The sequence below is a fragment of the Phormidium sp. FACHB-592 genome (assembly GCF_014695795.1).
In the GTDB taxonomy this organism is placed as follows: domain Bacteria; phylum Cyanobacteriota; class Cyanobacteriia; order Leptolyngbyales; family Leptolyngbyaceae; genus Stenomitos.
In genome coordinates this window covers 184,332-206,762 of sequence record NZ_JACJOZ010000075.1, presented here as the reverse complement: position 1 = coordinate 206,762, position 22,431 = coordinate 184,332, and the positions used below count along the sequence as shown (strand labels likewise).

Sequence of the window (22,431 nt, the reverse complement as noted above, 5' to 3'; positions counted from 1 at the left end):
AAGCAGAATCCCTTCACCCTAAGGCGAAGCGGAAGCAAGCTACCCTCCTTACTTCTTACCTCCCATGCGCCAACACCAGCAGGTACTCAAGCTTCAAACGACGGGCAAATCACTTTGCAGAGTGACTCAGAAAATACAGGCGATCGTTGCTGAATCGCAAATTCAAACCGGGCTTTGCACCCTTTTTCTTCGTCACACATCGGCTAGCTTGTTAATTCAAGAAAACGCTGACCCTGATGTCTTAAAAGACTTAGAAAATTTCTTTGCCAAACTGGTGCCAGAGTGGGAAAACTACATCCATAGCACCGAAGGACCCGACGATATGCCTGCTCATATTCGTACAGCGCTAACCAAGACATCAGAGCAAATTCCGATCGCTAACGGTCGTCTGGTTCTGGGCATCTGGCAAGGCATTTACCTATGGGAGCATCGTCAGCATGGTCAGACCCGTGAATTAGTTATTCACCTGATCGGCGGTTAAGCAGAGACTTATGGGCTGGTCATAGAGAAGAGATTAAAAACCAGTTTTAACTAGGATGTGAAAGTTTTGGATCAGTCCACTATATTTAGGTATCGTCTAAAGATTTAAACGGGAGTAGAATAACTCCCAAACGCTAGAGCTAGCGTTTTATAGAGATGGTTTGGGCGGTGGTTGAGTTTAGCAGAGCTTTGGCGCGGGTGTGAGATGGAACACTGGGAATTTTTGTTGCAGAAAGAGGGCGATCGCTCCTGGCTTCCTCTGGATTCACCCGACGTTGAGATCCTGGAGGGACGCTATCGCATTGTGGCTCGTTCCAGTCATATCAACGCGGCGATCGAAACTCGCATCGTACATATTGCTACAGAAGCAGTACCTCCAACACGGCGCGTGCAAAAACGCTTGTGCCAAACCAACCAGGAGGGTTTAACGGTAGTCATCCCTTTCACTCGCCTTGAGCCAGGTTTGTGGGAGTTGCAATGTTCTCCTAAAGATCTGCTGACCGACTTAATGGCAGGCGCTCAAACACATGCTGTAACGCTGCAAGTAGTAGCACACGATGTGGAAGAAGATTGGGATCCTGATTGGACATCCCCTGCTGCTCTAACAACGGTCACTATGCCCTCTGCTGTTGGTGATGCAAAGACGCAAATAGGCAATGTTACAGCAGAGAACGTTCCTGTAGCCTCTACTGATCTCACCGACGATGCTCTAGTGGAACCAGCGATCGCGTCGTCTCTACAATCGGAGTCCGCTATTAACCCATTGTCCGCAACAAACGATCGCCAGGTACCGCTGCCACCAGAAGTATCTGAAATTCTTGGTGCTTCGATGGAGCGGCTGTTTCAGATTGCCGAGCAACTCTCTGAGCAGTTGGTTGATGATGTGCTTCAGGACTTTGATCTCGCCACGCTCACGTCTACCTCCTCATCTATAGACGTTGCTAATCCTGTAGAGCCTGCTCATGCGGGAGAGAGTACGCTTTACAACGGTGAAGATGTTACTACTCCTGTATCAAACTCCGCGGCTACTTGGACCAGCGACTCTGTGCCGTCTTCTCAGTCGGATGATGTGGCATCACAGTCCTTACCAACATATACACCAACGCAGTACACACTCGCAGCTGGCGAAGCTTTTTCGCTAACGCTTGATGAATCAACTTTTGTGGCAACGCGAGGAGAAGAAATCACCGTGTCTGGACAGGTGGCGATCGTGCCGCAGTCAGCTATCCAGCTATCACCGGCTGAAACACGCTCCTCCGTGCCAGTTGCGGAACCAGATGATTTAGCTGCAGTTGTTGATCCGTGGGCTAGTGAAGCCTCGCCTACCTTTGCTGGTGCAACCGCGCAAGTCTTACAGCTTTGTTTGCGCGATCCTCAGAGCCTTCAGGTTTTAGTTAGCGATCGCCAGATGCTCCCTTCTGCTAGCTACCCATTGCCCTTTACGTTCACATTCTCGCTGCCCGATACGTTTGCAACGCATTTGGTGTTGGGAGAGGTGCTGTTGTGTGGTGCGCTGCCAGATCAACCAGAAGCATCGATCGTGCTACTTACCCAGGCGTTTTCCATTACCGTTGACCCTACTGCACTGGTGGGCGAACTGGCAAAACTACATGAAGCACTGACGACTGAAATTGACGATGAAGAGCGAATTGATCTACCGCTGGAACTGTCTTCCCGGTTAAAAGAGCAAGCATCCCCACCCTTAGATTTATCTTTCTTAGATTTGGCTGTCATTGAACCGACAGACGAGCGATCGCCACGTTTTCCCTCGCTAGCAGGTCAGCCCCTACCGCCTCAGCTTTACCGACCCACCCCAGAGCAAGCAAATGCTAGACCGCTCGATTTGCCTGCCTTTAAGCTTGCCAATCAGCCTTCAGAACCGCAAGCACCGACGGCTGAGACTATTACACCAACCCCCTCCACCTCCGACGCAAGCGTAACAGCCGCTGAAACAAATGCTGTTGACGTGCCCGAAACTGCTCCAATTCTTGCAGACGAGCATGAAGCTACCCCTGAAGCTTTAGACAGCGCCAAAAATGATGCGCTACCAGCGGAAGAAGCTCCTATTGAGGCACCCGATCGTGCCGACATTAACAGCACTGACAAAACGCTAGATCTGCCGTCACCTACTCACATGGCGTTTCAATCGCTCAAGCTTCAAGATCGATTTTTAACGCGGCTTACATCCCTTGCTTCTGATACTGAGCTGTCTGCACTGCTTAAAGCCAACCTGGCACCCGGTAGCCTGTCGCCGAACGCCATAACTGTGCCAGCAGTTGCTGAAGCTCGATCGCTAACGGACGAAATCGTTGTTGATGATGAGCCACTGCCAAATGAGCGCCGTCGCAGCAACCTCCAGCCGACGATGCCACCGATGCAACCTACGACAGACCAACAGCCCAACCCACTCATTCTGCCAGCAGAGGAGTCTGTGCCAACGCCAACGTTAGAAGTTGTCACTGGAGAATTAGTCTCTGGCAAGCCGATCAATATCCGCGTTAAGCTGCCCAACCTGTTGCCTAGAATTTACGTTAAGCTTTGGGTCACTGATCGCCAGACCCGTTCATTGCTGGATGGTCCTCGTTGGCTGGTCGATTTTCTACCTAATGGCTTGGGCGATCTTGAAGCAATGACCCCCTTGACCGTACCGTTCGGCAGTGTCGAAATTCGCTTAGAGGCGATCGCGGTTGAGATGCATACCCAACGCGAAAGTCATAAAGTCACGGTCGATCGTCTGGTAGTACCACCAGATCTGCCCAGCGTCTCGCTGGAAGATTTTAACGAATAGTAGCGGGTCAAAATAGGCTAAACGTACAGTGAACACTCTGGAATTTGCTTAGGGTTAAGTGAGAAGCTTTTTAACTGTCCAGAATTCTTAACAGATGCAAGTGATGAACCGTATACCCTCGCTTGTTAAGAATGGTTAGAAGTGCAAAACTTGTTCCTCTTTCGCAGTAAAGTCAGTTCTGGAACCATCTAAATCTAGATAGGAAACTTGTTATGACAGGTTCATACGCTGCTTCTTTTTTGCCCTGGATTCTCATTCCAGTAGTCACCTGGCTGCTGCCTGCCGTCGTGTTTGGTCTTCTCTTTCTCTATATTGAGCGTGAAGACGCAAGCGGTATCTAAGAGACTCTTGGTTCAGGTTTAAACTCGTACCAATTTAATTGAAAATTGGACACACCTTAGCGTAGGGCATGGCTATGCTGTGCCCTATGTAGTCATTGACTTACAGCAGCCATGCTTTACATTTGTACGAAAAATGCCTGTCCAATCAACTGGACAGGCATTTTTTGTAGGGCAGCTTTTTGAAACTCAAAGCGCTCATTGTCTAGCAGCAGCAGGTCTAGCAAAAGAGGCAGAACCTTAAAGCCTTAAGTCAAAACCTGCACCAAGCCCTGTCCCTAGAGAGAGGAACCAAGACCAGCGTAAGCACCATAAAAGAAAATACCAAGGACAACAAGAATACCCGTCCCCGCCACTGTTGCCACAATCCACAAAGGAATTTTTCCAGAACTAGACACGACACTAACCTCTTAAGAAGAAAACTCAACAAACTGATGCAAAGCGTTGCTCCAAACCAAGGAGCAGCTAGTTGAAGAAGTAGCTAGAAAAAAGAATGCCAAGTGTAAAAATCATCAGCAAGCCCAGATAAAGCGAAGTACGGTTTAACTCAACTGGCTGCTTGTTTGGATTCGTGTTACCTCTAATTGCCATGATATTGCCCCTTGTTGTGTCTATCGTTGTGTAAACTGCATCGCAGCGATCGCGCCCAAGAAGAAAACAGAAGGCACAGCCAGCGTATGTACAGCTAACCAGCGCACTGTAAAAATAGGATACGTAACGGGTTCGTTTGTTCTGCTAGTCATAACTGTGAGCAATCCTTAAACTATTTAGCGAGAAATTCTTCGATCTCTTGTTTTGCATCAAACCGATCTTTGATGATGGGTGCTGATTGCACTTGTGTGGGGTAGTACTCGTTTGGACGCGGTGTGCCAAACGCATCGTAAGCTAAACCTGTTTGTACAAACAGCCAACCAGCAATAAACAACGCTGGAATGGTGATGCTATGAATCACCCAATAACGAACACTTGTAATAATGTCGCCAAAAGGGCGCTCTCCAGTAGTACCAGCCATTTAGATTCCTCCAGTAATGATCATAAAACGCTTACTTTCTCTTCATCATACGAAACCACTGAACCACTCACAAGCAACTTTGCAAGATTGAGCCAGAAAACAGTTAAAGAGTCCAAATATGAGCGGCTAAAGGCTGTAACTTAGCGCTACTGCTAACCCATAATTAGCCTGCCAATCATGCTGTCGCTTCTGAGGGGCTATATCGAAGCAACGTTCCCTTTTGACCGATGATAAAACCCCGATCGGCACTGAGAAACAGGATTTTGTACAGGTTAGATGGAACGTTTTCGATCGATCGATCCTTCTCCCACGTCTCGCCGCTGTCAACGCTCCGTAAAAGATTACCACTCCCCCCCGAAACCCAAATCTCATTAGGAGTGCGGAAAGCAAGGTCTAGTAGTCCCCAACTGGTAGAAAATTCTGGGCTGATTGGTTTCTCCCACTCATCAGGGGCATCAGGAGCTTGAAACTGAATCTGCCCGCCTCGTGCAATCATCCAGAGCCGTCCATCAGGTGTAAAGCCCATGCTCTGAAGCCGTCGAGAACTGTTGCGATCGTGCGGCTCCCAAATGGCTTGACCCGGTTGCCAGAGTGAATAAAAGTTTCCGCGCGAAGAGACAGCAACATACTTACCATCAGGCGCACGCGAAATGTTACGAATAACACCAACGGCTGTTTCAACCATTGCCTTCCAGTTTTTACCACCATCAGCCGTGCGATAAATGGCTCCAATGTCCGTCGTCATCTCTGCCGCCTTAGCACCGAGCGCCAGAACTGTATTTGGAGAGCCAGGTAGCTTTGCACTGAGGGGCACCCTGGACCAGGATTTTCCACCATCTGTTGTGTGCAGTAAAAGAGAGGGTTGTCCTGCAATCCAACCCTCATCGCCCGAAAAGCTGACCGAGTTGAGGCGATATGCCTGATCTAACTCCAGGGTGCGAGGTTCCCAGGTCTTGCCACCGTCGGTTGTTTCCATCAATGTCGAGCTAGTGCCTGTCAGCCAACCATGTTTGGCATCAACAAAGCTCAAATCCAGCAAGTTTGCTTCAGTAGGGACGGAAACTTGCTGCCATGGAGTGCCGCTAATGGATGGTAGATAACCACCGCAGCTTGAACACAGTATCGCGATCGCAAACAGCCCAACGATGCGACCTAAAACCGCCTGCCTTAAAACAAATCGCTGGGCGATCGCCCGCCTCAAAAATGCCATAACTAAACGCATTGCACTCAAATCTCTACTCAATATCGATCAAGCGGTTTTTCTAATCTGTTGAGACTGTACCTATTGGGCTTGCTCTGAAACGCTTCCCTTTTCACTGCAACCCATACAGGCTGAGAAAAAAGAGAAAGCCCAATGCCAGAGCACCAAAGATCAAAATGTTCTTTTGCCCAGGTGTCAGCGTATTGACCCCAAACCCATAGCCCAGGTTTTCTTTGAACCCAGATGGTGAGCCAACCTCACCAATATTTGAAAACCGCGATTTTGGTGCCCCACAAACAGGACAACGCCAGCTAGACGGAACTGCCTCAAAAGGAGTGGTTGCAGAAACCTGACGGCGCTCGTCCCCCTTTAGTGGTTCATAGATGTAGCCACACGCTTGACATTCATAGCGGTCTAACGCCGTTGGTTCAGCCGTTTCGGTACTCATTGCTTTCGCATTCAAGGGTTAGGGTGGCAAGGAGAAATCGAAGTTACAGAATTCTGAGAGTTCTGTAAATGATTATGACATGACTGGGAATCAGTGCATCCTGACATCACAAAAGTCAAGACGACTGAGAATGATCTAACCTTCCTCCCCTAGTTCACCTTCCTCCCCTAGTTCTCTATAGACTTCGGTGGGGCTTTTCGATACATCTTATGGACACCAACCCTATAATATGAAGGCAGGTAACAAACCGCTAGCGTCGTTGTTTACACAGCCTGAGGGGTCGTGATTTATGTTTGTCCTCAGTGGTTATGAGTATCTGCTTGGCTTTTTGCTGGTGTGCAGCCTGGTGCCGCTGCTCGCATTGACAGCCTCCAAGCTGGTTCGCCCCAGTCGTCGTGGACCAGAGCGTCGTACGACTTATGAATCCGGTATGGAGCCGATCGGAGGCGCTTGGATTCAATTCAACATTCGTTACTATATGTTCGCGTTGGTTTACGTCATTTTTGATGTAGAAACTGTGTTTTTATACCCGTGGGCGGTAGCGTTCAACCAGTTGGGCTTGTTGGCTTTTATTGAAGCGCTCATCTTTGTTGGCATCCTCATCATTGGTCTTGTCTACGCTTGGCGTAAAGGAGCACTGGAATGGTCTTAGATCCGAGAACGGCAGCAAAAGGCGCTGTTGTTGGGCAGTCTGAGTTGATTATGAATCCGATCGAGCGACCGAACGTCACTCATGATCTGTCTGAAAACGTTGTATTAACAACCGTTGATGACCTCTACAATTGGGCGCGGCTGTCTAGTTTGTGGCCGATGCTCTATGGCACAGCGTGTTGCTTTATTGAATTTGCTGCCTTGATTGGCTCTCGCTTTGACTTTGACCGCTTTGGTCTGGTGCCACGCTCGAGTCCTCGTCAAGCAGACCTCATCATTACCGCAGGAACGATCACTATGAAGATGGCTCCTGCGTTAGTACGCCTTTATGAGCAGATGCCAGATCCTAAGTACGTGATCGCTATGGGCGCTTGTACGATTACGGGTGGAATGTTTAGCGTCGATTCCCCAACGGCTGTACGCGGTGTTGACAAGCTGATTCCAGTCGATGTGTATCTTCCCGGTTGCCCACCGCGACCCGAGGCAATCATTGATGCCATCATTAAACTGCGGAAGAAGATTGCAAACGAGTCGATTCAAGAACGTGGCGACTTGCGGCAAACCCACCGTTATTACAGCACTACCCATACGATGAAAGCGGTAGACCCGATTCTCACAGGGCAGTATATCCAGTCAGGTACACGCGAAATGCCGCCTAGAGAGCTGGCAGAAGCGATGGGGCTACCAGTACCACCAGCGCTCAAAGCAGCCGAAAAGGAGGGTCTCGATCGTGCCTGAAGAAGAATCCAAGCCAACCTCTGAAACTGCGCCGCAGGCAGATACTAACGCTGAAATTGTCCCAGCTGAAACCGCAGCCGTTGATTCTGTGGGGACAATCTCAAAGTGGCTCACGCAAAACGGTTTTGAGCACGATTCTCTGGGTGCGGATGCCTCTGGTGTAGAGATGCTGAAGGTGGAACCAGAGTTTTTGATTCCCTTTTCTACGGCGCTGTATGCCTATGGCTTCAACTATTTGCAGTGTCAGGGTGCTTACGATGCGGGTCCGGGCGATCAATTGGTGAGTTTTTACCATCTCATCAAGCTGCGCGATCGCGCCGATCGTCCAGAGGAAGTGCGTATTAAAGTGTTCTTGCCACGTGAAAATCCCCGTGTGCCATCTGTTTACTGGATCTGGAAAACAGCAGACTGGCAAGAGCGTGAATCATACGATATGTACGGCATTATCTATGAAGGGCACCCAAACCTGAAGCGCATTCTGATGCCAGAAGATTGGGTGGGCTGGCCGCTTCGCAAAGATTATATTTCGCCTGATTTTTACGAATTGCAGGATGCCTATTAAAGACTGCACCTTCCCAGAACCCTTGTTTAGCCCAGTTTAAACAAGGGTTCATTTTTGTTTGTGCTTATTGCTGCGACGATCGCGACTGTATGCGTGTCCAGTCTTGACCAATCTGGATCGTGACATCAGAATCAAGCTCACCTGTGTTTTCGATGCGAACTTCACCAAACCCAAGCGATCGACGAACTGCTTCAGCACCTGCAAAGTCACCCTGTTGCGCGACAATACGAGTCACTTGCAGCGGTTCGCGGCTGGGTTTTGTCACGCTGACATTGCCATAGCCTGCTTGCTCTAGCTTTTTGGAGACAGCCGGAGCTGCATTGAGCTGGCGCGTACTATCCTGGATGACGATTCTTGCAGCGTCGGCAAGTGGTGCGGTTGAGTCTGTACCAAAGTTGAAATGCTGTGCCATCAACGTTTGAATGCGCTGCGGACTGGGTAGCCAATAGCTGACACCGTTGTACTCATTAGGCTGGCTAAAGTTACCTGGCACCATGAGCATTTGCATTTGAGAGCGGTTGGTACGAGCAGCAAACCCAACCAACGCGACCAACTCTTCTACGCTCAAATTAGTATCAATATGGGTTTGGATGGTTGATAAGATTTGAGGCAAGCGTGCCAGGGTCGCTGGACTCAGCGCTTGCTCTATCAGCGCACGCATGACTAATTGCTGCCGCTGAATGCGACCAATGTCGCCATATTCGTCATAGCGAAAGCGCAACAGTTGCAGTGCCTGATCACCATTAAGATGCTGTTTGCCTGCTTTAAGGTTGACGTAAAGGTGTTGGCTTTCATCCTTATACTTCATGTCTTTGGGTACATAAACCGTTACGCCGCCCAGTGCATCAACTAATGCCTGCACACCCTGGACATTGATCGACACATAACGATCGACCCCTACACCTCCCAATAGTTCACTGGTTGCTCTAGCACTTAGCGCTGGACCACCGTTTGCATTTGCTTCATTGATTTTGGCGACACCGTAACCTGGAATTTCGGTACGGGTATCTCTTGGAATGGAAAGTGCTACTAACTTTTTTGCTTCGGGATTGAACCGGAGCAGGAGCATCGTATCGGTCAAGCCATCAAATGAGTTGACGAGTGCGTGGTAACGTAATTTTTTAAGGTGCTCCGGCGGTTCCTGAACGTCGCTCGTCAGCACTTTAAGCCCCAATACCAAAATATTGACGGGGCGAGTAAGCTCCGGCAACTGTAAGCGATTATTTTTCGAGATACGATCGCCCTTTGAGAAAACAGACGCTTGTTCTGGACTCAACTCACGCTGCATTAACGGAGTGCTAGCAAAGGACATTGCCAAAATTGCGCCTGCTGTCGCTGATACTAATGCCACTCCCGCCAGCCCAGCCACCAACCAAAGCCACCGCAGCTTCTTCTGTTTTGGAATTTTCCTCAAAACTGCCTTTGGTTTCCTCACTGAATGCAGAGGACGCTGATTTGAACCGTTCACTTCTTCCTTTTACCCCACACAACGATAAAGACTGCTGAAACGGTGGCAACTTTTCAACAGTGAACTAAACCGTTTTGAGCAGCGCACTTTTTTGAAAAGGCACTTTAGGGACTTTAAAACGTGAGTAGTTGAACTGTTCGCTCTCTCTGCCAGGTGTCTACCGCTTTCTACGCACCCCTAGCAGCAGCATGGTAGCAATAATTTCCGCAGTCTGCTGCAAAAGTTCAATAATCATATGCGAAACTTCTGCAATGGAAAAAGAAACGCTCATAGCAAAAGGATGAAGGATAAATAAAAGCCCTTGCTTCAAGGAAGTTTCATGTTTGTGCCTGTCCTAACGTTCTCTTCGACTGCCATATCACAAGTAAAAGATAGAGACAGCCTTGATTCGGTGCCTAGGTTCCATATATAAAAACCAACCCCAGCGCAAAGCACTAAGGTTGGCGAATAGGAGAAGCAGCTAGTGGCAATAACAATGGAGCTGATGTCGCTCCGTTTCTTTGAATGTGAGCAGTTGAAGTATGGCAGCGATCGTGTTGAAGAGACTCGATCGTGCTCTACATCAGCCCATTAAAATCACCGTATCAATGACATGAATGACGCCATTATCAGCTTCAATATCAGCAGCAACCACTGTGGCATTTTTGACTTCAAACCCATCGGTCGTATTAATGCGAATAGGTGAACCTTCAACCGACGTGAGCGAATCCACAGTTTGCAAGTCAGCCTGCATCAATTTTCCCGAAACCACGTGATAGGTCAGGATGCGGGAAAGCTGAGGAATGTTCTGTACCAACGTCTGCACGGTTCCGGGCGGCAGTTTGGCAAACGCCTCATCATTTGGTGCAAACACGGTAAAAGGACCAGGGCTGCGTAATACATCGACTAATCCAGCCGCCTGTACTGCTGTGACAAGCGTTTTGAAAGAACCAGCATTGACGGCAATATCAACGATGTCGGGCATGGGGATGAGTGGGGAGTAGGGAGTAGGGAGTGGAAAAGGCTGGAGGGGAAAGGGGAAAGGGGAAAGGCTAAAGAGCTGACCGCTGACTGCTGACCGCTGACCGCTAAACCAACTCCTCTCCCCTTACTCTTCTCCTATCGATAGGTCTGCTGCTGAATGTCGCGTAGCCGTGCCTCTGGACGTTTGAAGCGATCGAGTTGTGCTTCAAAGAACGCTCGATTTGCCTGGAGATGCTTGGGGTTGGGGTCATCGAGGGGATAGAGAAGGGCAGTTCGCAATGCCTGGATGACGGCTGAGGTGACACAGTACATCGATCGCTGGAAGCTGATTCCTAACTGGATCAACATATCGTCTTCGCCACGGCAGTATTGGCGGTAGTAATCCACCAGATACGGTGGTAAAAAGTGCAGCATATCCTGCATCAACAGCGTTGGCGGAATGCCTGCTGTCCCGACTGGAAACACATCAGCGTAGAGAATGCCAAAGTGAAAGTCCTTCTGCTCGCCGGGCACTTGTTTTGCCTGGGCATTGTAAGACTTTGTGCCTCGGAACGGCGAGGTACGGTAGAACACGGCTTCCACATAGGGTAAGGCTGCTTCGTAGAGCCACATAAAGCCTTTTGACTTAGGAATAATTTCGTAGCACTCACCCCGGATATAAACGTGGTGGTAAATGGGACGACCCGCGATCGCAAAGATGCCATTCACCAAAAAATTCATTGCCTCTGGGACGCTGGTAATTTTGCCCTCGTCGTAGAGATCTGACATTTCAAAAAAGACGGGAGCCATCACTTCCCAAAACAGCCCCAAGTTGGCGTAGTACGACATCTGCCGACACTGTTCTAAGAACAAATCGGGAAACAGTTTGTACAAGCCCAACATAGCGGGATTGCCTTTGAAATATGCTCGAATCGCGCGATCGGCATTCGCCTTGTATTCTTCGCTATCCAGATATGGATCGAACTGTCCGCCCATACCCCGATGCCAGAGCATCGATCGCATACATTCTTCGGCAAACTCCATATTGATGCGATCATGCCAGAGGTGATGGAGCAGCCGAGGCATTTTGATGGTTTCCCCTTTCTCCATAAACGCCAGCAGTTCGGGATGTGCTGTCGCTTGCCCCCGCCAAACCCGCAAATCAGCATCATCGCCCGCGTAGTGGTTGTGCAGCTCCAGATATTCTTTCGGAAGGAAGTACTTGAAAAACGGCAGTGGATTCAGAAACTCCCGCTCCGCAATATAGAGTAAATCGCGCCAATAGAAATCCATCGGCACTGCATACGCCTTGTACAACCCGATGATTTGCATTAGGTTCTCCGGCGTATCTGGCAGCATTGCGCCACCCGCTTCTAGGCGATGCACAATGTCAGCGAATTCATGCTGAGAGGGCGGAAGGAGAGTTTTGGTAAGGGTTGCAGTGGTCATGATGGGAAAGTTTTGAGTTGTGGGATGAGGAGGAAGGGGGAGCAGCGGGGATGGGGGATGCAGGGTGATGGGGGAGAAGCCGTGGCGACCAAACTTTTAGCCTTTAACCTTTCCTCGCTCCCTACTCCTTACTCTCTATGAACTGCTCGCTATCCATTGCTATTTGCTGATCGCTACTGATGGGCAATGTTGCGACCAGCGCCTTCGTTGTCGGTTCGCTCCAACGTAATAGCCAGGTTGGTTGCACGCCTAAGAAAAAGATCAATGCTGCCAGCACTAGAGCAGGTGTTTGTTCTGTCCAGGTCACGTTGGGGTAGTATGCCGTCGCGTTGTCTAATTTGCCAAAGCAGGTGCGGTTGAGCAGAATGACAAAGTAAACGGCGGTCAAACCACTGGCTATGATGCAAAGCAGTGTAGGTATGGGGAAGACTGGGAAGCTTCCCTGAAAAACCAGGAATTCTGCTATAAAACCGACTAGACCCGGAATACCAGCACTTGCCATTCCGCTAAGAATGAGCAGGGCGCTGGTCAGAGGCAAGCCGCGAATGGGGTTCAGCAGACCATTGAGTTTAGCCAATTCACGGGTGCCCACTTTCGCTTCAATAATGCCAACCAGGTAGAACAAGATTGCCAGAATTAAGCCGTGGCTAACCATTTGACCAACGGCTCCCAGCAGGCTTAGAGGGGTACCTGCGGCACAGGCGACCAGAACGTAGCCCATATGACCGATCGAGCTATACGCCACCATCCGCTTCATATCTTTTTGAGAAATTGCGGTCAAGGAGCCATACAGCACGGTAACTACACCTACGATCGCCAAGCCCGGTGCCACGATCGCCCAGGTTTCGGGAAACAACTGCAAACCAAACCGGATGATGCCGTAGGTTCCTAGCTTTGCCAGAATGCCACCCAGCAGAATCGCGACGGGCGGTGACGCTTCGACATAGGCATCGGGCAACCATGTGTGGAGTGGAATCAAAGGTGTTTTGATTGCAAAGCCAATCAGCAGAATCGTGAGCAGAATAAGCTGGGCTTTGAGCGGCAAAACTTGCGTATCGATCGCTGCGTAGTCAAAGCTCGGCGCTCCACTGAGCCAGGTTAAACCCAAGAAGCCGACCAAAATTAACACGCCTGAAACGGCTGTATAAAGGAGAAATTTCATCGCCGCGTAGTCGCGCTTGGAACCACCCCAAATGGCAATCATCAAGTAAAGCGGAATCAATTCAACTTCATAGAACAGCACAAAGAGGAGCAAATTCTGAGCCAAAAATGCGCCTGCAATGCCACCACCGACCAGGAGAGCTAACCCATAGAATAAGCGCGATCGCTCCATTTGCTGGCTGCTACCGAAAATCACAATCCAGATCAGCAAGCTATTGAGCGCCAGCAACGGTATCGACAACCCATCGACCCCAAGCCGATACGTCAAGCCCAGTGGCTCTAACCAGGAAAGCGCTTCCTGCATTTGAAGCCCTGCATTGCCGATGTCGAACCGAGTCAGCACCAGGATTGTCCAGAGAAGGTTAAGGCTCGCGATCGCCAACGCCACTAACCGCGATCGCTGTTCGGGACAAAAGCCGATGAGAATGGCACCGGCAACGGGTAGCCAGATGAGAGTACTAAGCATAGGAGGGTAAGGAGTGAGAAGTTTTGAGTTTTGAGTTTTAAGTTGATTTCGGCTATCGACTACTGACTAAACTTTTAGCCCTTCTTCTGACTCCTACGACGACCACATAACGAGACAGCCAACCAGAACGGCACCGACCACAATCGTTAATGCATAGGACTGTCCCCGACCTGATGTGCTGTACTTCAAACCTTCACCACCAAACAGTGTGGCAATGCCCAGGAAGTTAATGAACCCATCGACCAGGTAGCGATCGAACCAGGAGGTCAGCCGCGATACGAGATCGACCCCAAGTACAATGCTCATGCGGTAGATCTGAGCCGTGTAGAAGTCATAGGAAAGCAAGTCTTGAAGGGGCTTCCAGGGAAATTGAACTGGTTTCGGCACCGCACTTCCTAAATAGACAACGGCACCAAGACTGCATCCAAAAACACTTGACCACAGTAGTAGCAATGCCACGTCTTTGTTTAAATCTGTCCAGACTGGTAGTAACGATAAGGCTTGCAGCACGAGTGGCGTATGCAACACAACACCGAGTAGCACCATCATTGGCAGTGCCATCGTCCAGGAGATTTCGGGCGATCGCTGTGCCATTGGGTGTGCCTGTCCGCCAAAAATGCGGCTAAATACCCGTGTGAGGCTAAAGGCTGTGAGACTATTCACCAGCAGCACCAACCCAACCAACCACGGTTGCGTTGCCCATAACCCATCTGCCAGTTTCAGCAATGCCCAAAAGCTGCCGAAGGGCGGCAAAGCAATCAAGCCAGCCGTACCAACCAAAAATGCCAAACCTGAGACTGGACGACGCGACCAAAGTCCTCCTAGTTGGGTAATATCTTGCGTAATGCTGTTCCAGATAATCCCACCAAGGCTCATGACCAGCAGCGCGATCGCCACAGCATGAGTGAGCACCAACAGCAACGCTGCCTCGCTTTGCCCCGTGCCAACTGCAATAAACACCAACCCCATATAAGCACTGACTGAGTAAGACAGAGTGCGCTTGAGGTCAATTTGGGCGATCGCAATCAACGAACCACCAACAGCGGTAATGCCACCAATCCAAACCAGTGTAGCCATAACGACGGGTGACAATGCCAGCACAGGTTCTAGCTTGATCAGCACCCAGGCTCCCGTTGCAACCACCACTGAGTTACGCAAAATCGTACTGGGTAGCGGACCCTCCATCGCCTCATCGAGCCAGAGGTGCAGCGGAAATTGAGCGCATTTGCCCATTGGTCCCGCAATTAACGCCAACCCAACCAGCGTGATGACAGTTGGATCAACCGCCGCCGTCTGTGCCCATACAGCTAGCTCTGTAAAATCCCAGGTGCCTGCCAGTGGTAGCAGCGCTACCACACCCATGAGCAGAAACAAATCGCCTACGCGCTTTGTGAGAAAGGCATCACGTGCACCCGTCACCACTAGCGACTGGTTAAACCATACCCCCACCAGCAAGTAGGTTCCCAGCGTCAAAATCTCCAGGATAATGTAGCTGAAGAACAGTGAATTGCACAATGCCAGCGCACATAAACCCGCTTCAAATAGTGCCAGCAGCGAGAAAAACCGTGCCCAGCCCCAGTCCATCTCCATATAGCCAATGGCATAGATTTGCGCCAGCAAATTCAAGCCAGTCACTAGAACCATCGCACCAATGTTGAGGGACGATGCCTCCAGCGGTAGCGTTAAATCGAGATTGGCAACATTAAGCCAGGGAAAGAAAAATTGCTGTGGCGGCTGATGCCACGTTGCTGGTAGCGCTATCAGCGAATGTAGAAAGGCTAAAAACGTCATCACCACATTGGTGTAACCGGCAGGGCGTGGTCCCGTGCGACGGGCGATCGACGGAAACCAAAGGACAGATAGGGCAGCACCAGCTAAGGCGTAGCAAGGCACCAACCAGATACTCTGGAGGAGGAGGAGGTCCATAAAATGACTTCAAGTGTTCAAAAAAACTGAGCGACGAGAGAGGAACGTTCGCTACGGCTGGCTGAACCAACTGAACGCTCTAGAAGCAACCTTTACTAACGCGCTGAACTGTCCTAAAACGCCCACTAAGACTTTTAAATCTAAGGAACGCAAGCTACAGGCAAGGATGAGGACAATTTGAGCGCACATCGTGTCTTGATTGCTCTCATCCAAATCATATGGCATTAAGACATTCTTAAAAAGGGTTGATTGTTATGTCGTACATAGATCTATGTCTATGTATCGCGATCAACGAGCTCTGCTCTGTCTATAGCTAGAGAAAGGGACAGGAAAGACCTAAATTAAGAAGAGGCTACTTGGCTATTGCCGTTTCCCTAACACGCCAGGTTATAGAAAGAGTCGCATTTATAGTGTTGTCCATCTGTTCAAAAAATAGCGTTCGGTGACGCAGGTTTAGCTTTCAGCTTGCCTCCATATTGGTTGTTTGCTAGCGTTTTCATTTACGGTGTTCTTGGCAGCTTTGTTTGGCGATTGAGCCGCCTTCGTTCTCGTAGCGTGAAGTCAATTGATACAAGACTGGAAAAACTCCCGAGCACAGTTAAAGTGGCTCATGGCAATGGTGCTGGCGTTAGGCATCTTTTTTCGGTGTACTCACCTTGACCAAAAGGTCTATTGGCGCGATGAGGCGTTTACCTCTCTCAGAGTTTCTGGCTTTACAGTAGCGGATGTCCGTCAACAGCTTTTTGATGGGCATGAAATTGGAAAAGCTGATTTGCAACTTTATCAGCAGCTTAATGCCGCAAAAAGCTGGCTGGATACAGTGCAGTCGCTTGTTGTAGAAGACTCACAACACCCGCCACTGTATTATTTGCTAGCTAGAGGATGGATGCAGTGCTTTGGCAGTTCTGTAACAGCAATCAGGAGCTTGTCTGCGTTATTGGGGTTGTTGGTATTGCCCAGCCTTTACTGGCTGTGCCTGGAGTTGTTTGAGTCAGCGCTCATAAGTGGCTTGGCGATCGCACTGGTTGCCGTTTCTCCCTTCCATATCCTGTTTGCTCAGGAGGCGAGGGAGTTCGTACTATGGACGGTCACGACGCTACTTTCTAGTGCGACGTTGCTGCGAGCCATGCGGGTGCAAAAGCGTTTGTGGTGGTACCTCTATCCCGTTGTCACTGTGCTGGGGCTCTACACCTTTCCTCTTTCAGGTCTGGTGTTGCTAGGGCACGGACTTTACGTTGCGGTACTGGAAGGATGGCGTTTGAGCAAAGCGATGATCGCCTTCTTGTTAGCTGCTCTGGCAGGGCTATTCGCTTTTTTGCCCTGGCTACTGGTCATGCTGAATCAGGCGGCTAAGATTCATGCCACAACCGGCTGGGCAACTGTGAAGACGAATCCCTTTCTGCGGCTTTTGGAGACCGCTTTCAATACTAGCCGCCTCTTTCTGGATGTCGATTTTGGTTGGTACAATCCCTTCACCTACATCATTCCACCCCTAATCGGTCTGCTGGGCTATGCGCTGTACGCGTTCTGTCGGCAAGCGCCGCTACGGGTCAAGCTTTTTATCCTGACGTTGGCTGGGGCGAATGCTTTCACGCTGATGCTGCTGGATTTATTGCTAGGTGGTTTGCGATCGACGGTGCCTCGCTATCTGATTCCTTACAACCTGGGCATTCAGCTTGCGGTTGCTTATGTGCTGGCAGCAAAAATGTCCCACCCTCATAAACGATCGCAGCAGTGGCAACAAGTGACGATCGTCCTGGTAGCGCTTGGTATCATCTCAGGTGCCAGCAGTTGGTCAGCCGAAAGCTGGTGGCATAAATATGACAATGCTTATCTGCCACCGATCTCGCGTATGGTAAACCAGGCACCGCAACCCCTACTCCTCAGCGATAATGTCAGCGATCGCTCAGTAGGCAATCTCCTTTCCCTTAGCCATCGCCTTAGTGATCATGTCAGGCTGCGGCTAGCGACCGAAGCGGCAACACTGGAGCCGCCCGATATTAGACACCAGGTTTTTCTGCTACGACCAAGCGATACTCTCGTATCGAAACTGCAACAGGGTAAAACTTACCAACTCACGCAGGTTTACAGATTGATTCAGTTTTGGCGGCGCGATCGTCTTCCCGACTCAAAGGCTTAGGCAACCCGTGCAAGCAACTACTTCGCTACTTTACCGCTGCCTGACGTTGGCTCCGCATCCGCTCAAAGCTAAGAGCACCTACACCAAGCGTCACGAGAAAAATACCAAAGAGCTGCATCCCTAGTAGCGGGTTGTTGATCAACACAAACGCCAGCAAGGCTGTAACAACGGGACCGCTAGAAGCCACGATCGATGCTAGCGCCGCGCCCATATAGCGCACACCAAAATTATTGGTTAAGTAGCCAACCAGTGTCAAAGCGCCCAAGATGATGCCCCCCACCAAAAATCCAGCAGGCTTATCGACTTGAACGCCCAGGTTCAGCGGCAACGTCAGGATAACGCTTGACAACACAAAAATAGTTGAGAACTGAATAAGTGTGACTGGGATGGGATGTAGCTTTTTGAAGCCAAGCTGCATACACACTAAATAAAACGCAAACGCTATACCAGACGCGATCGCGGTCAATGCACCGCCACCAGATACAGTGCCACTTGTTGATGTCAGACCAGGTAGAGCGGTAAAAATCACGCCCAGCAAAATTGTGAACATCACAATCCAACGTAGGCGCGTTGGACGATCGCCAAACAGAAACCACGCCAACGGGACCGTCACAATGGGATACATGAACAAAATTGTTACTGCTGGACCGGCACCAATCTTGCCAATTGCCATGTAAATAAATACTTGAGATAAGAATAAAAAGACGCCGCTGCCAATCACGGTAAAGAGCGGGCGGCGATCGGGCGCTGACAAAAACTTCTTCAGATCTCGCCAGACAGGGGGGTACAAAAACATGGCTACAGGCACCATCAGCGGCAGCACTACCAGCATCCGCAGCCACAAAATGAGCAATGAATTGCCTAGATTGAGCTGAAGAAAACCGCCCAAATCAAACAGACCAAGCACCCTCGCTGGATGCAGCGTGAATACCTTCGCTACCGGCTCCCAGCTTCCACTGCCAATGATCCGCACTACCACATTGTGGATTGACAGTGCTGCTGTCGATAGGAGTACCAGCAACAACCCTAGCTGAAAGTTAGAAAGTTCCTTTTTCGATCGAGCGGGCAGTGGCAACGGTGCACCCGGTGCTTCTAATGGAATTGGGCGAGCGCTCGGTGGCTCATACTGCTGACTAGGCGCTGGGTAAGCTGGACTTGGTGGCACCGTTGGTGCATACGACGGCTGAGTTTGCGCTATGCCATCATTTGCCACAGGTGCGGCATAATGTCCCTCTTTCGCGTAGCCATTTTCTCTGGGGTAGCCGTTTCCATAGTATGGCTGCGGCGGTGCGGCAGGAGGGCGACTAGCCTCCACCTGAAGCTGTTCACGCAGGCGATCGATCAGCGCTTCTAAAATTGCCTCGCCTTGCTGCTCCAGCCCCTGCATGCGGTTCAGTTGCTGCGATAGCGAACTTTGATAGCTGTTGAGGTCTTGCTGTAAAGCCTTAAAGGTCGTGCTAAAAGTAGCATCCAGAGAAGCTAAGAGACGCTGAGCATGATCACTATGACCATTGACAGCAGTCAAAGGCAAGCCCGCTGCTGGAGCCGTCGATGCCTGAGGTGTACTGGCGAGCTGATTGAGCCGCTGGATCATCAGCGCTTGCAAATGGCTTGCTAACACCTGAGCTAACTGCTTTGCCCAAAGCTGCTGCTGTGCGATTTGCTGCTGCGAGAGCGCTTCTAGTTGGCGTGATTGCAGCGTTTGATAGTAGGCTTGCAGCTTATCAATGTCTGTTAAGAGCCGCGTTTTTTCGGCTTGCAGGCGGGCAACATCCCGTGAAAGCTGACCAATCACCCCTTGCTGGAGCGCTATAAGATCCTGGGCAACGGCTTGCAAAACAGTATTTACTGCCCGAGCGTTTTCCGCCTCAGTTGTTGACTGGTCATCAAATAGTTTCGATTGTGACGTGCGCCCTTCAGACATTGGAGAATCGCCCAGTTGCCCCATGAATGGTTTCCTCTAACCTGCCAATCCTAACTGCGAGTACTTGTCGATCAGCATCTTAATGATCAGAATGCCCCTTTTGACTGTCAAACTCCTAAAGCATCTGCAATTCATTCGTTCTCACGGTACTCCCCATTGAGGAAAACAATGACTCAAACAGGAAAAAATTTAAACGTGGTGAGGATGTGTGTTGTAAGGATGAACAAGAACGATCGTCGGCAGACTCATTGACGCTTAACGCTTGAGTGATTGTTTCCATCAAAGGGGCTTTCGGTGACAACTAGCACTGCCATCAATCCTTTCAGCGAGCTTGCAGAGAATATGTTCCAGGCGTAACTTAACACAGCGTTAAGTCCAGTCTTTTGAATAAGGGACGCGATCGCAGCTAAACGCTAGAGGTGGCTGAACGGAGATGCGATCTCTGATTAAGCATAGATCCAATTAAGGATAGACCCAAATCCGAACGATCGCTGCTTAATTTAATGAAATGGCAGCAACCAACGGCTGAGGCTAAAGATGAGTGCACCTAGCCCAGCAGCAACAGGAACTGTGACGACCCAGGCAAGCCCGATCGAGCTTAAGGTCTGCAACCGAATCGACTTCATTCCCTGTACCAAACCAATTCCTACGACTCCACCCACTAGCGCGTGAGAGGTTGACACGGGCAAACCCAATCGCGATGCCAACAAAATGGTCGTTGCTGTGGCAAGTTCGGCACAGAAGCCGCCGCTAGGCTGGAGCGGAATAATACCTTCCCCGATCGTTGCAATTACCTTCTTGCCCCACACCGCCAACCCTGCAACAATGCCTGCACCTCCCAGCACCAGAATCCACAGCGGCACCTGAAAGTTCTCTAAAGGAACTGTACCTGTTTGAACGATGTAGACGATCGCTGCCAGCGGAGCCACGGCATTCCCTACATCATTCGACCCGTGAGCAAACGCAACAAAGCAGGCGCTTAGCAGTTGGAAGCGAGCAAAGAGGGATTCAGTTAGTAACGGGTGAGGAGTGCAGGTCGAGGAAGGGAGTTTTGAGTTTTGTTCGCGAAGCGACTCCGAAGGAGTAATTTTGAGTTCTAAGTTTTGAGTTGAGTTCTCTTTACTTTCCTGCTCCCCTGCTTCCCCTATCGCTTCTACTCCTAGCTCCTCCAACTGCTGCCAGCTTAAAAAGGTTAGACCGATTGTCGCGATCGCCCCAATTGCTAGCGAGATCGTATGGGATGGAAGCGGTAACGCGACGGCGAACTTTTCCACAACAGTGGGTAGAACAATCACACCAAAGGCACTGAGTAACGCAGCACTCAACCAGGGAATCCATTCTCTAAGCTGCGCGATCGCGTCCGGTTGGTCAAGAATCCAGCGTTTGATTTGGCTATAAAAGAGGGCTGCGATCGCGCCACTGATAATAGGCGTTACAACCCAAGTGAGTGAGATGATGCCAATCGATCGCCAATCGACGGCTTGAGAACCAATTGCAACGCAAGCAAACCCAGCGATCGCGCCGACCACTGCATGGGATGAAGAAACAGGCAGCCCCTTTAAAGTCGCAAGATTCAGCCATAGACTGCAAGTAAGCAAAACAGATACCATGCCCACTAGCAAAAGCTGTGGCGACTGCGCGAACAACGCTGGATTCACAATCTTCGTTGCCAGTGTTGCCGATACATCTCGCCCAAACAACACTGCTCCCGCAAATTCTAGAATGCCTGCAATGACCAACGCTTGTCGCAACGTGACTGCCTTTGAGCCAACGGAAGTGCCCATTGAGTTGGCAACGTCATTGGCTCCCAAGTTCCAGGCAAGGTAGAACGCGAGCAGGCTGGTAAAAATTAGCATGAGCGATCGTTCTTAATGCTTCTTTGACTTCTACGCTTGGGAATCGCGCTTGGTGGAAGGATTGACTGGTACGCTTTCAACCCCTTGTCGCTTGTGAAAGCCTCGACCTCAAAGCCGAAGAAACTCTAAAGCTTTGATCGCCTTTAATTTTCCACTAGCATTAGTGCCAATCAATACAGTAAGTGGGTCAATGGGAGGTTCTGCGTAACGAAAACTTTTCCAGTTTTCCAAGATGAGTTTCTTGAGCATGATCCCACTTCAAAAATTAATCGTTTAACGTTGAATCCCCTTAAGAAATTCGTTTCTGGCTTCCAGTCGAGATGGCATCAGCACACAGCGCACTAGCAAATCAATATTTAACTTCGGCAAAAATTCACTGCGAGAAATGGCTTCGTAATCCTGCTCACGCCACCGGTAAAGAGAGAGGCTATTGTCTTCCCAAAACCAGACTTCAGAGATTTCCAACCGCTTGTATTTCGCTAATTTCTTGATATTTCCGCTGGTGATAATGACTTCGATCGCAAGATCAGGATGCTCTTTACTTCCCTTCCCACCGATGTAATAGGATTCATCTGGCTCAAACGAAACTTTTTGCCCTTCTACTTCACGAGTTGCACTGCCAACAGGTACAAATTCAATGCCCATCTCGAAGAAATAAACTTCCAACAGAATCGAGATTGCTTTTTTGAGTAATTCGTGAGGTTCGCCGATCGTCATAAGTTCAATAAACCCATCCAGATAGGTTAGCCGCACTCCAGGCACTTCTTCCATCAGGGTTTGAATCGCCTTGAACTCTTGCCAGCTATGCCAACCGGGCAAGAGAAGCCGTTGCTCTTGGGTTGAAGACGGTTTTTCCAGGATTTGTGGTGTCATGACAGCTA

At 49.9% G+C, this 22,431-nt stretch carries 22 protein-coding genes; 7 read left to right on the top strand and 15 right to left on the bottom strand.

Annotated features, from left to right (window positions below; translation table 11 throughout):
- The first annotated feature begins 64 nt into the window (after nt 1–64).
- The 3 genes from H6F86_RS22430 (at nt 65) to H6F86_RS22420 (ending at nt 3,609) form a co-directional block, all read left to right on the top strand.
- On the top strand, nt 65–481 hold the full coding sequence (locus H6F86_RS22430) for a secondary thiamine-phosphate synthase enzyme YjbQ (RefSeq protein WP_190451409.1): 417 nt from the start codon (nt 65–67) through the stop codon (nt 479–481).
- A 204-nt stretch (nt 482–685) separates the two neighbouring features.
- Complete coding sequence (locus H6F86_RS32385) at nt 686–3,268, top strand: hypothetical protein (protein ID WP_242033632.1); 2,583 nt, start codon at nt 686–688, stop codon at nt 3,266–3,268.
- A 212-nt stretch (nt 3,269–3,480) separates the two neighbouring features.
- Complete coding sequence (locus H6F86_RS22420) at nt 3,481–3,609, top strand: photosystem I reaction center subunit VIII (protein ID WP_190451407.1); 129 nt, start codon at nt 3,481–3,483, stop codon at nt 3,607–3,609.
- 275 nt (nt 3,610–3,884) lie between these two features.
- Here H6F86_RS22420 and H6F86_RS22415 read toward each other — a convergent pair whose 3' ends face one another.
- From H6F86_RS22415 to H6F86_RS22390, 6 genes are all read right to left on the bottom strand, one after another.
- Complete coding sequence (locus tag H6F86_RS22415; protein ID WP_190451404.1) at nt 3,885–4,004, bottom strand: photosystem II reaction center protein J; 120 nt, start codon at nt 4,002–4,004, stop codon at nt 3,885–3,887.
- Nucleotides 4,005–4,071: 67 nt separating this feature from the next.
- Nucleotides 4,072–4,191 carry a photosystem II reaction center protein L gene (locus H6F86_RS22410; RefSeq protein ID WP_347240956.1) on the bottom strand — a complete coding sequence of 40 codons (120 nt, stop codon included), beginning with the start codon at nt 4,189–4,191 and terminating at the stop codon, nt 4,072–4,074.
- A 26-nt stretch (nt 4,192–4,217) separates the two neighbouring features.
- Nucleotides 4,218–4,349 (bottom strand): cytochrome b559 subunit beta, encoded by a 132-nt coding sequence (gene psbF / locus H6F86_RS22405; RefSeq protein ID WP_190451400.1) that lies wholly within the window; start codon nt 4,347–4,349, stop codon nt 4,218–4,220.
- Nucleotides 4,350–4,369: 20 nt separating this feature from the next.
- Nucleotides 4,370–4,618 (bottom strand): cytochrome b559 subunit alpha, encoded by a 249-nt coding sequence (gene psbE / locus H6F86_RS22400; protein WP_190451398.1) that lies wholly within the window; start codon nt 4,616–4,618, stop codon nt 4,370–4,372.
- Nucleotides 4,619–4,793: 175 nt separating this feature from the next.
- Nucleotides 4,794–5,828: a photosynthesis system II assembly factor Ycf48 gene (locus tag H6F86_RS22395; protein ID WP_190451396.1), complete on the bottom strand. Its 1,035-nt coding sequence runs from the start codon at nt 5,826–5,828 to the stop codon at nt 4,794–4,796.
- A gap of 103 nt (nt 5,829–5,931) precedes the next feature.
- Nucleotides 5,932–6,267, bottom strand: coding sequence for a rubredoxin (locus tag H6F86_RS22390; protein ID WP_190451394.1), 336 nt, complete (start codon nt 6,265–6,267; stop codon nt 5,932–5,934).
- Nucleotides 6,268–6,556: 289 nt separating this feature from the next.
- Here H6F86_RS22390 and ndhC point away from each other — a divergent pair, with 289 nt between their 5' ends.
- Genes ndhC through H6F86_RS22375 form a run of 3 tightly spaced genes read left to right on the top strand, consistent with a single transcriptional unit; the run spans nt 6,557 to nt 8,218 of the window.
- On the top strand, nt 6,557–6,919 hold the full coding sequence (gene ndhC, locus H6F86_RS22385) for a photosynthetic/respiratory NAD(P)H-quinone oxidoreductase subunit C (RefSeq protein WP_106259002.1): 363 nt from the start codon (nt 6,557–6,559) through the stop codon (nt 6,917–6,919).
- A 50-nt stretch (nt 6,920–6,969) separates the two neighbouring features.
- A complete protein-coding gene (gene ndhK, locus H6F86_RS22380) occupies nt 6,970–7,656 on the top strand; it encodes a photosynthetic/respiratory NAD(P)H-quinone oxidoreductase subunit K (RefSeq protein ID WP_206756078.1) in 687 nt (228 codons plus the stop codon).
- Nucleotides 7,657–7,711: 55 nt separating this feature from the next.
- Nucleotides 7,712–8,218 (top strand): NAD(P)H-quinone oxidoreductase subunit J, encoded by a 507-nt coding sequence (locus H6F86_RS22375; RefSeq protein ID WP_190451688.1) that lies wholly within the window; start codon nt 7,712–7,714, stop codon nt 8,216–8,218.
- Nucleotides 8,219–8,282: 64 nt separating this feature from the next.
- Here H6F86_RS22375 and H6F86_RS22370 read toward each other — a convergent pair whose 3' ends face one another.
- The 5 genes from H6F86_RS22370 to H6F86_RS22350 form a co-directional block, all read right to left on the bottom strand.
- Complete coding sequence (locus H6F86_RS22370) at nt 8,283–9,632, bottom strand: LCP family protein (protein WP_242033631.1); 1,350 nt, start codon at nt 9,630–9,632, stop codon at nt 8,283–8,285.
- A 616-nt stretch (nt 9,633–10,248) separates the two neighbouring features.
- Nucleotides 10,249–10,650 carry a fasciclin domain-containing protein gene (locus H6F86_RS22365; protein WP_190451385.1) on the bottom strand — a complete coding sequence of 134 codons (402 nt, stop codon included), beginning with the start codon at nt 10,648–10,650 and terminating at the stop codon, nt 10,249–10,251.
- A gap of 134 nt (nt 10,651–10,784) precedes the next feature.
- The gene (locus tag H6F86_RS22360) at nt 10,785–12,077 is read right to left on the bottom strand and encodes a CO2 hydration protein (protein WP_190451383.1); all 1,293 of its coding nucleotides are present in this window, start codon (nt 12,075–12,077) and stop codon (nt 10,785–10,787) included.
- Nucleotides 12,078–12,198: 121 nt separating this feature from the next.
- Complete coding sequence (locus tag H6F86_RS22355) at nt 12,199–13,704, bottom strand: NADH-quinone oxidoreductase subunit M (RefSeq protein WP_190451382.1); 1,506 nt, start codon at nt 13,702–13,704, stop codon at nt 12,199–12,201.
- A 93-nt stretch (nt 13,705–13,797) separates the two neighbouring features.
- Nucleotides 13,798–15,630, bottom strand: coding sequence for an NAD(P)H-quinone oxidoreductase subunit F (locus H6F86_RS22350; protein ID WP_190451380.1), 1,833 nt, complete (start codon nt 15,628–15,630; stop codon nt 13,798–13,800).
- A 610-nt stretch (nt 15,631–16,240) separates the two neighbouring features.
- On the opposite strand from H6F86_RS22350, the gene H6F86_RS22345 reads away from it, so the two are divergent.
- Nucleotides 16,241–17,770, top strand: a complete 1,530-nt coding sequence (locus tag H6F86_RS22345; RefSeq protein ID WP_190451377.1) for a glycosyltransferase family 39 protein — start codon at nt 16,241–16,243, stop codon at nt 17,768–17,770.
- Between the two features lie 25 nt (nt 17,771–17,795).
- On the opposite strand, the gene H6F86_RS22340 is transcribed toward H6F86_RS22345, so the two are convergent.
- The 4 genes from H6F86_RS22340 to H6F86_RS22325 all read right to left on the bottom strand — a co-directional run bounded on the left by H6F86_RS22340 (nt 17,796) and on the right by H6F86_RS22325 (nt 22,423).
- Nucleotides 17,796–19,718 carry a DMT family transporter gene (locus H6F86_RS22340; protein WP_199305420.1) on the bottom strand — a complete coding sequence of 641 codons (1,923 nt, stop codon included), beginning with the start codon at nt 19,716–19,718 and terminating at the stop codon, nt 17,796–17,798.
- 476 nt (nt 19,719–20,194) lie between these two features.
- Entirely contained in the window at nt 20,195–21,550 is a 1,356-nt protein-coding gene (locus H6F86_RS22335; protein WP_190451375.1) for an inorganic phosphate transporter, read from the bottom strand.
- Nucleotides 21,551–21,658: 108 nt separating this feature from the next.
- Nucleotides 21,659–21,799 (bottom strand): AAA family ATPase, encoded by a 141-nt coding sequence (locus H6F86_RS22330; protein ID WP_242033630.1) that lies wholly within the window; start codon nt 21,797–21,799, stop codon nt 21,659–21,661.
- A 24-nt stretch (nt 21,800–21,823) separates the two neighbouring features.
- Nucleotides 21,824–22,423 carry a Uma2 family endonuclease gene (locus tag H6F86_RS22325; RefSeq protein WP_190451373.1) on the bottom strand — a complete coding sequence of 200 codons (600 nt, stop codon included), beginning with the start codon at nt 22,421–22,423 and terminating at the stop codon, nt 21,824–21,826.
- Nucleotides 22,424–22,431 lie beyond the last annotated feature (8 nt).

What these genes read in the sequence shown, in the direction of transcription:
- ndhC (WP_106259002.1), top strand. Translation starts at nt 6,557, where the DNA reads ATGTTTGTCCTCAGTGGTTATGAGTATCTGCTTGGCTTTTTGCTGGTG.
- H6F86_RS22325 (WP_190451373.1), bottom strand. Translation starts at nt 22,423, where the DNA reads ATGACACCACAAATCCTGGAAAAACCGTCTTCAACCCAAGAGCAACGG.
- H6F86_RS22390 (WP_190451394.1), bottom strand. Translation starts at nt 6,267, where the DNA reads ATGAGTACCGAAACGGCTGAACCAACGGCGTTAGACCGCTATGAATGT.
- psbE (WP_190451398.1), bottom strand. Translation starts at nt 4,618, where the DNA reads ATGGCTGGTACTACTGGAGAGCGCCCTTTTGGCGACATTATTACAAGT.
- H6F86_RS22330 (WP_242033630.1), bottom strand. Translation starts at nt 21,799, where the DNA reads ATGCTCAAGAAACTCATCTTGGAAAACTGGAAAAGTTTTCGTTACGCA.
- H6F86_RS32385 (WP_242033632.1), top strand. Translation starts at nt 686, where the DNA reads ATGGAACACTGGGAATTTTTGTTGCAGAAAGAGGGCGATCGCTCCTGG.
- psbF (WP_190451400.1), bottom strand. Translation starts at nt 4,349, where the DNA reads ATGACTAGCAGAACAAACGAACCCGTTACGTATCCTATTTTTACAGTG.
- H6F86_RS22420 (WP_190451407.1), top strand. Translation starts at nt 3,481, where the DNA reads ATGACAGGTTCATACGCTGCTTCTTTTTTGCCCTGGATTCTCATTCCA.
- H6F86_RS22430 (WP_190451409.1), top strand. Translation starts at nt 65, where the DNA reads ATGCGCCAACACCAGCAGGTACTCAAGCTTCAAACGACGGGCAAATCA.
- H6F86_RS22340 (WP_199305420.1), bottom strand. Translation starts at nt 19,718, where the DNA reads ATGGGGCAACTGGGCGATTCTCCAATGTCTGAAGGGCGCACGTCACAA.
- H6F86_RS22355 (WP_190451382.1), bottom strand. Translation starts at nt 13,704, where the DNA reads ATGCTTAGTACTCTCATCTGGCTACCCGTTGCCGGTGCCATTCTCATC.
- H6F86_RS22350 (WP_190451380.1), bottom strand. Translation starts at nt 15,630, where the DNA reads ATGGACCTCCTCCTCCTCCAGAGTATCTGGTTGGTGCCTTGCTACGCC.
- H6F86_RS22335 (WP_190451375.1), bottom strand. Translation starts at nt 21,550, where the DNA reads ATGCTAATTTTTACCAGCCTGCTCGCGTTCTACCTTGCCTGGAACTTG.
- H6F86_RS22360 (WP_190451383.1), bottom strand. Translation starts at nt 12,077, where the DNA reads ATGACCACTGCAACCCTTACCAAAACTCTCCTTCCGCCCTCTCAGCAT.
- H6F86_RS22395 (WP_190451396.1), bottom strand. Translation starts at nt 5,828, where the DNA reads ATGGCATTTTTGAGGCGGGCGATCGCCCAGCGATTTGTTTTAAGGCAG.
- ndhK (WP_206756078.1), top strand. Translation starts at nt 6,970, where the DNA reads ATGAATCCGATCGAGCGACCGAACGTCACTCATGATCTGTCTGAAAAC.
- H6F86_RS22365 (WP_190451385.1), bottom strand. Translation starts at nt 10,650, where the DNA reads ATGCCCGACATCGTTGATATTGCCGTCAATGCTGGTTCTTTCAAAACG.
- H6F86_RS22345 (WP_190451377.1), top strand. Translation starts at nt 16,241, where the DNA reads ATGGCAATGGTGCTGGCGTTAGGCATCTTTTTTCGGTGTACTCACCTT.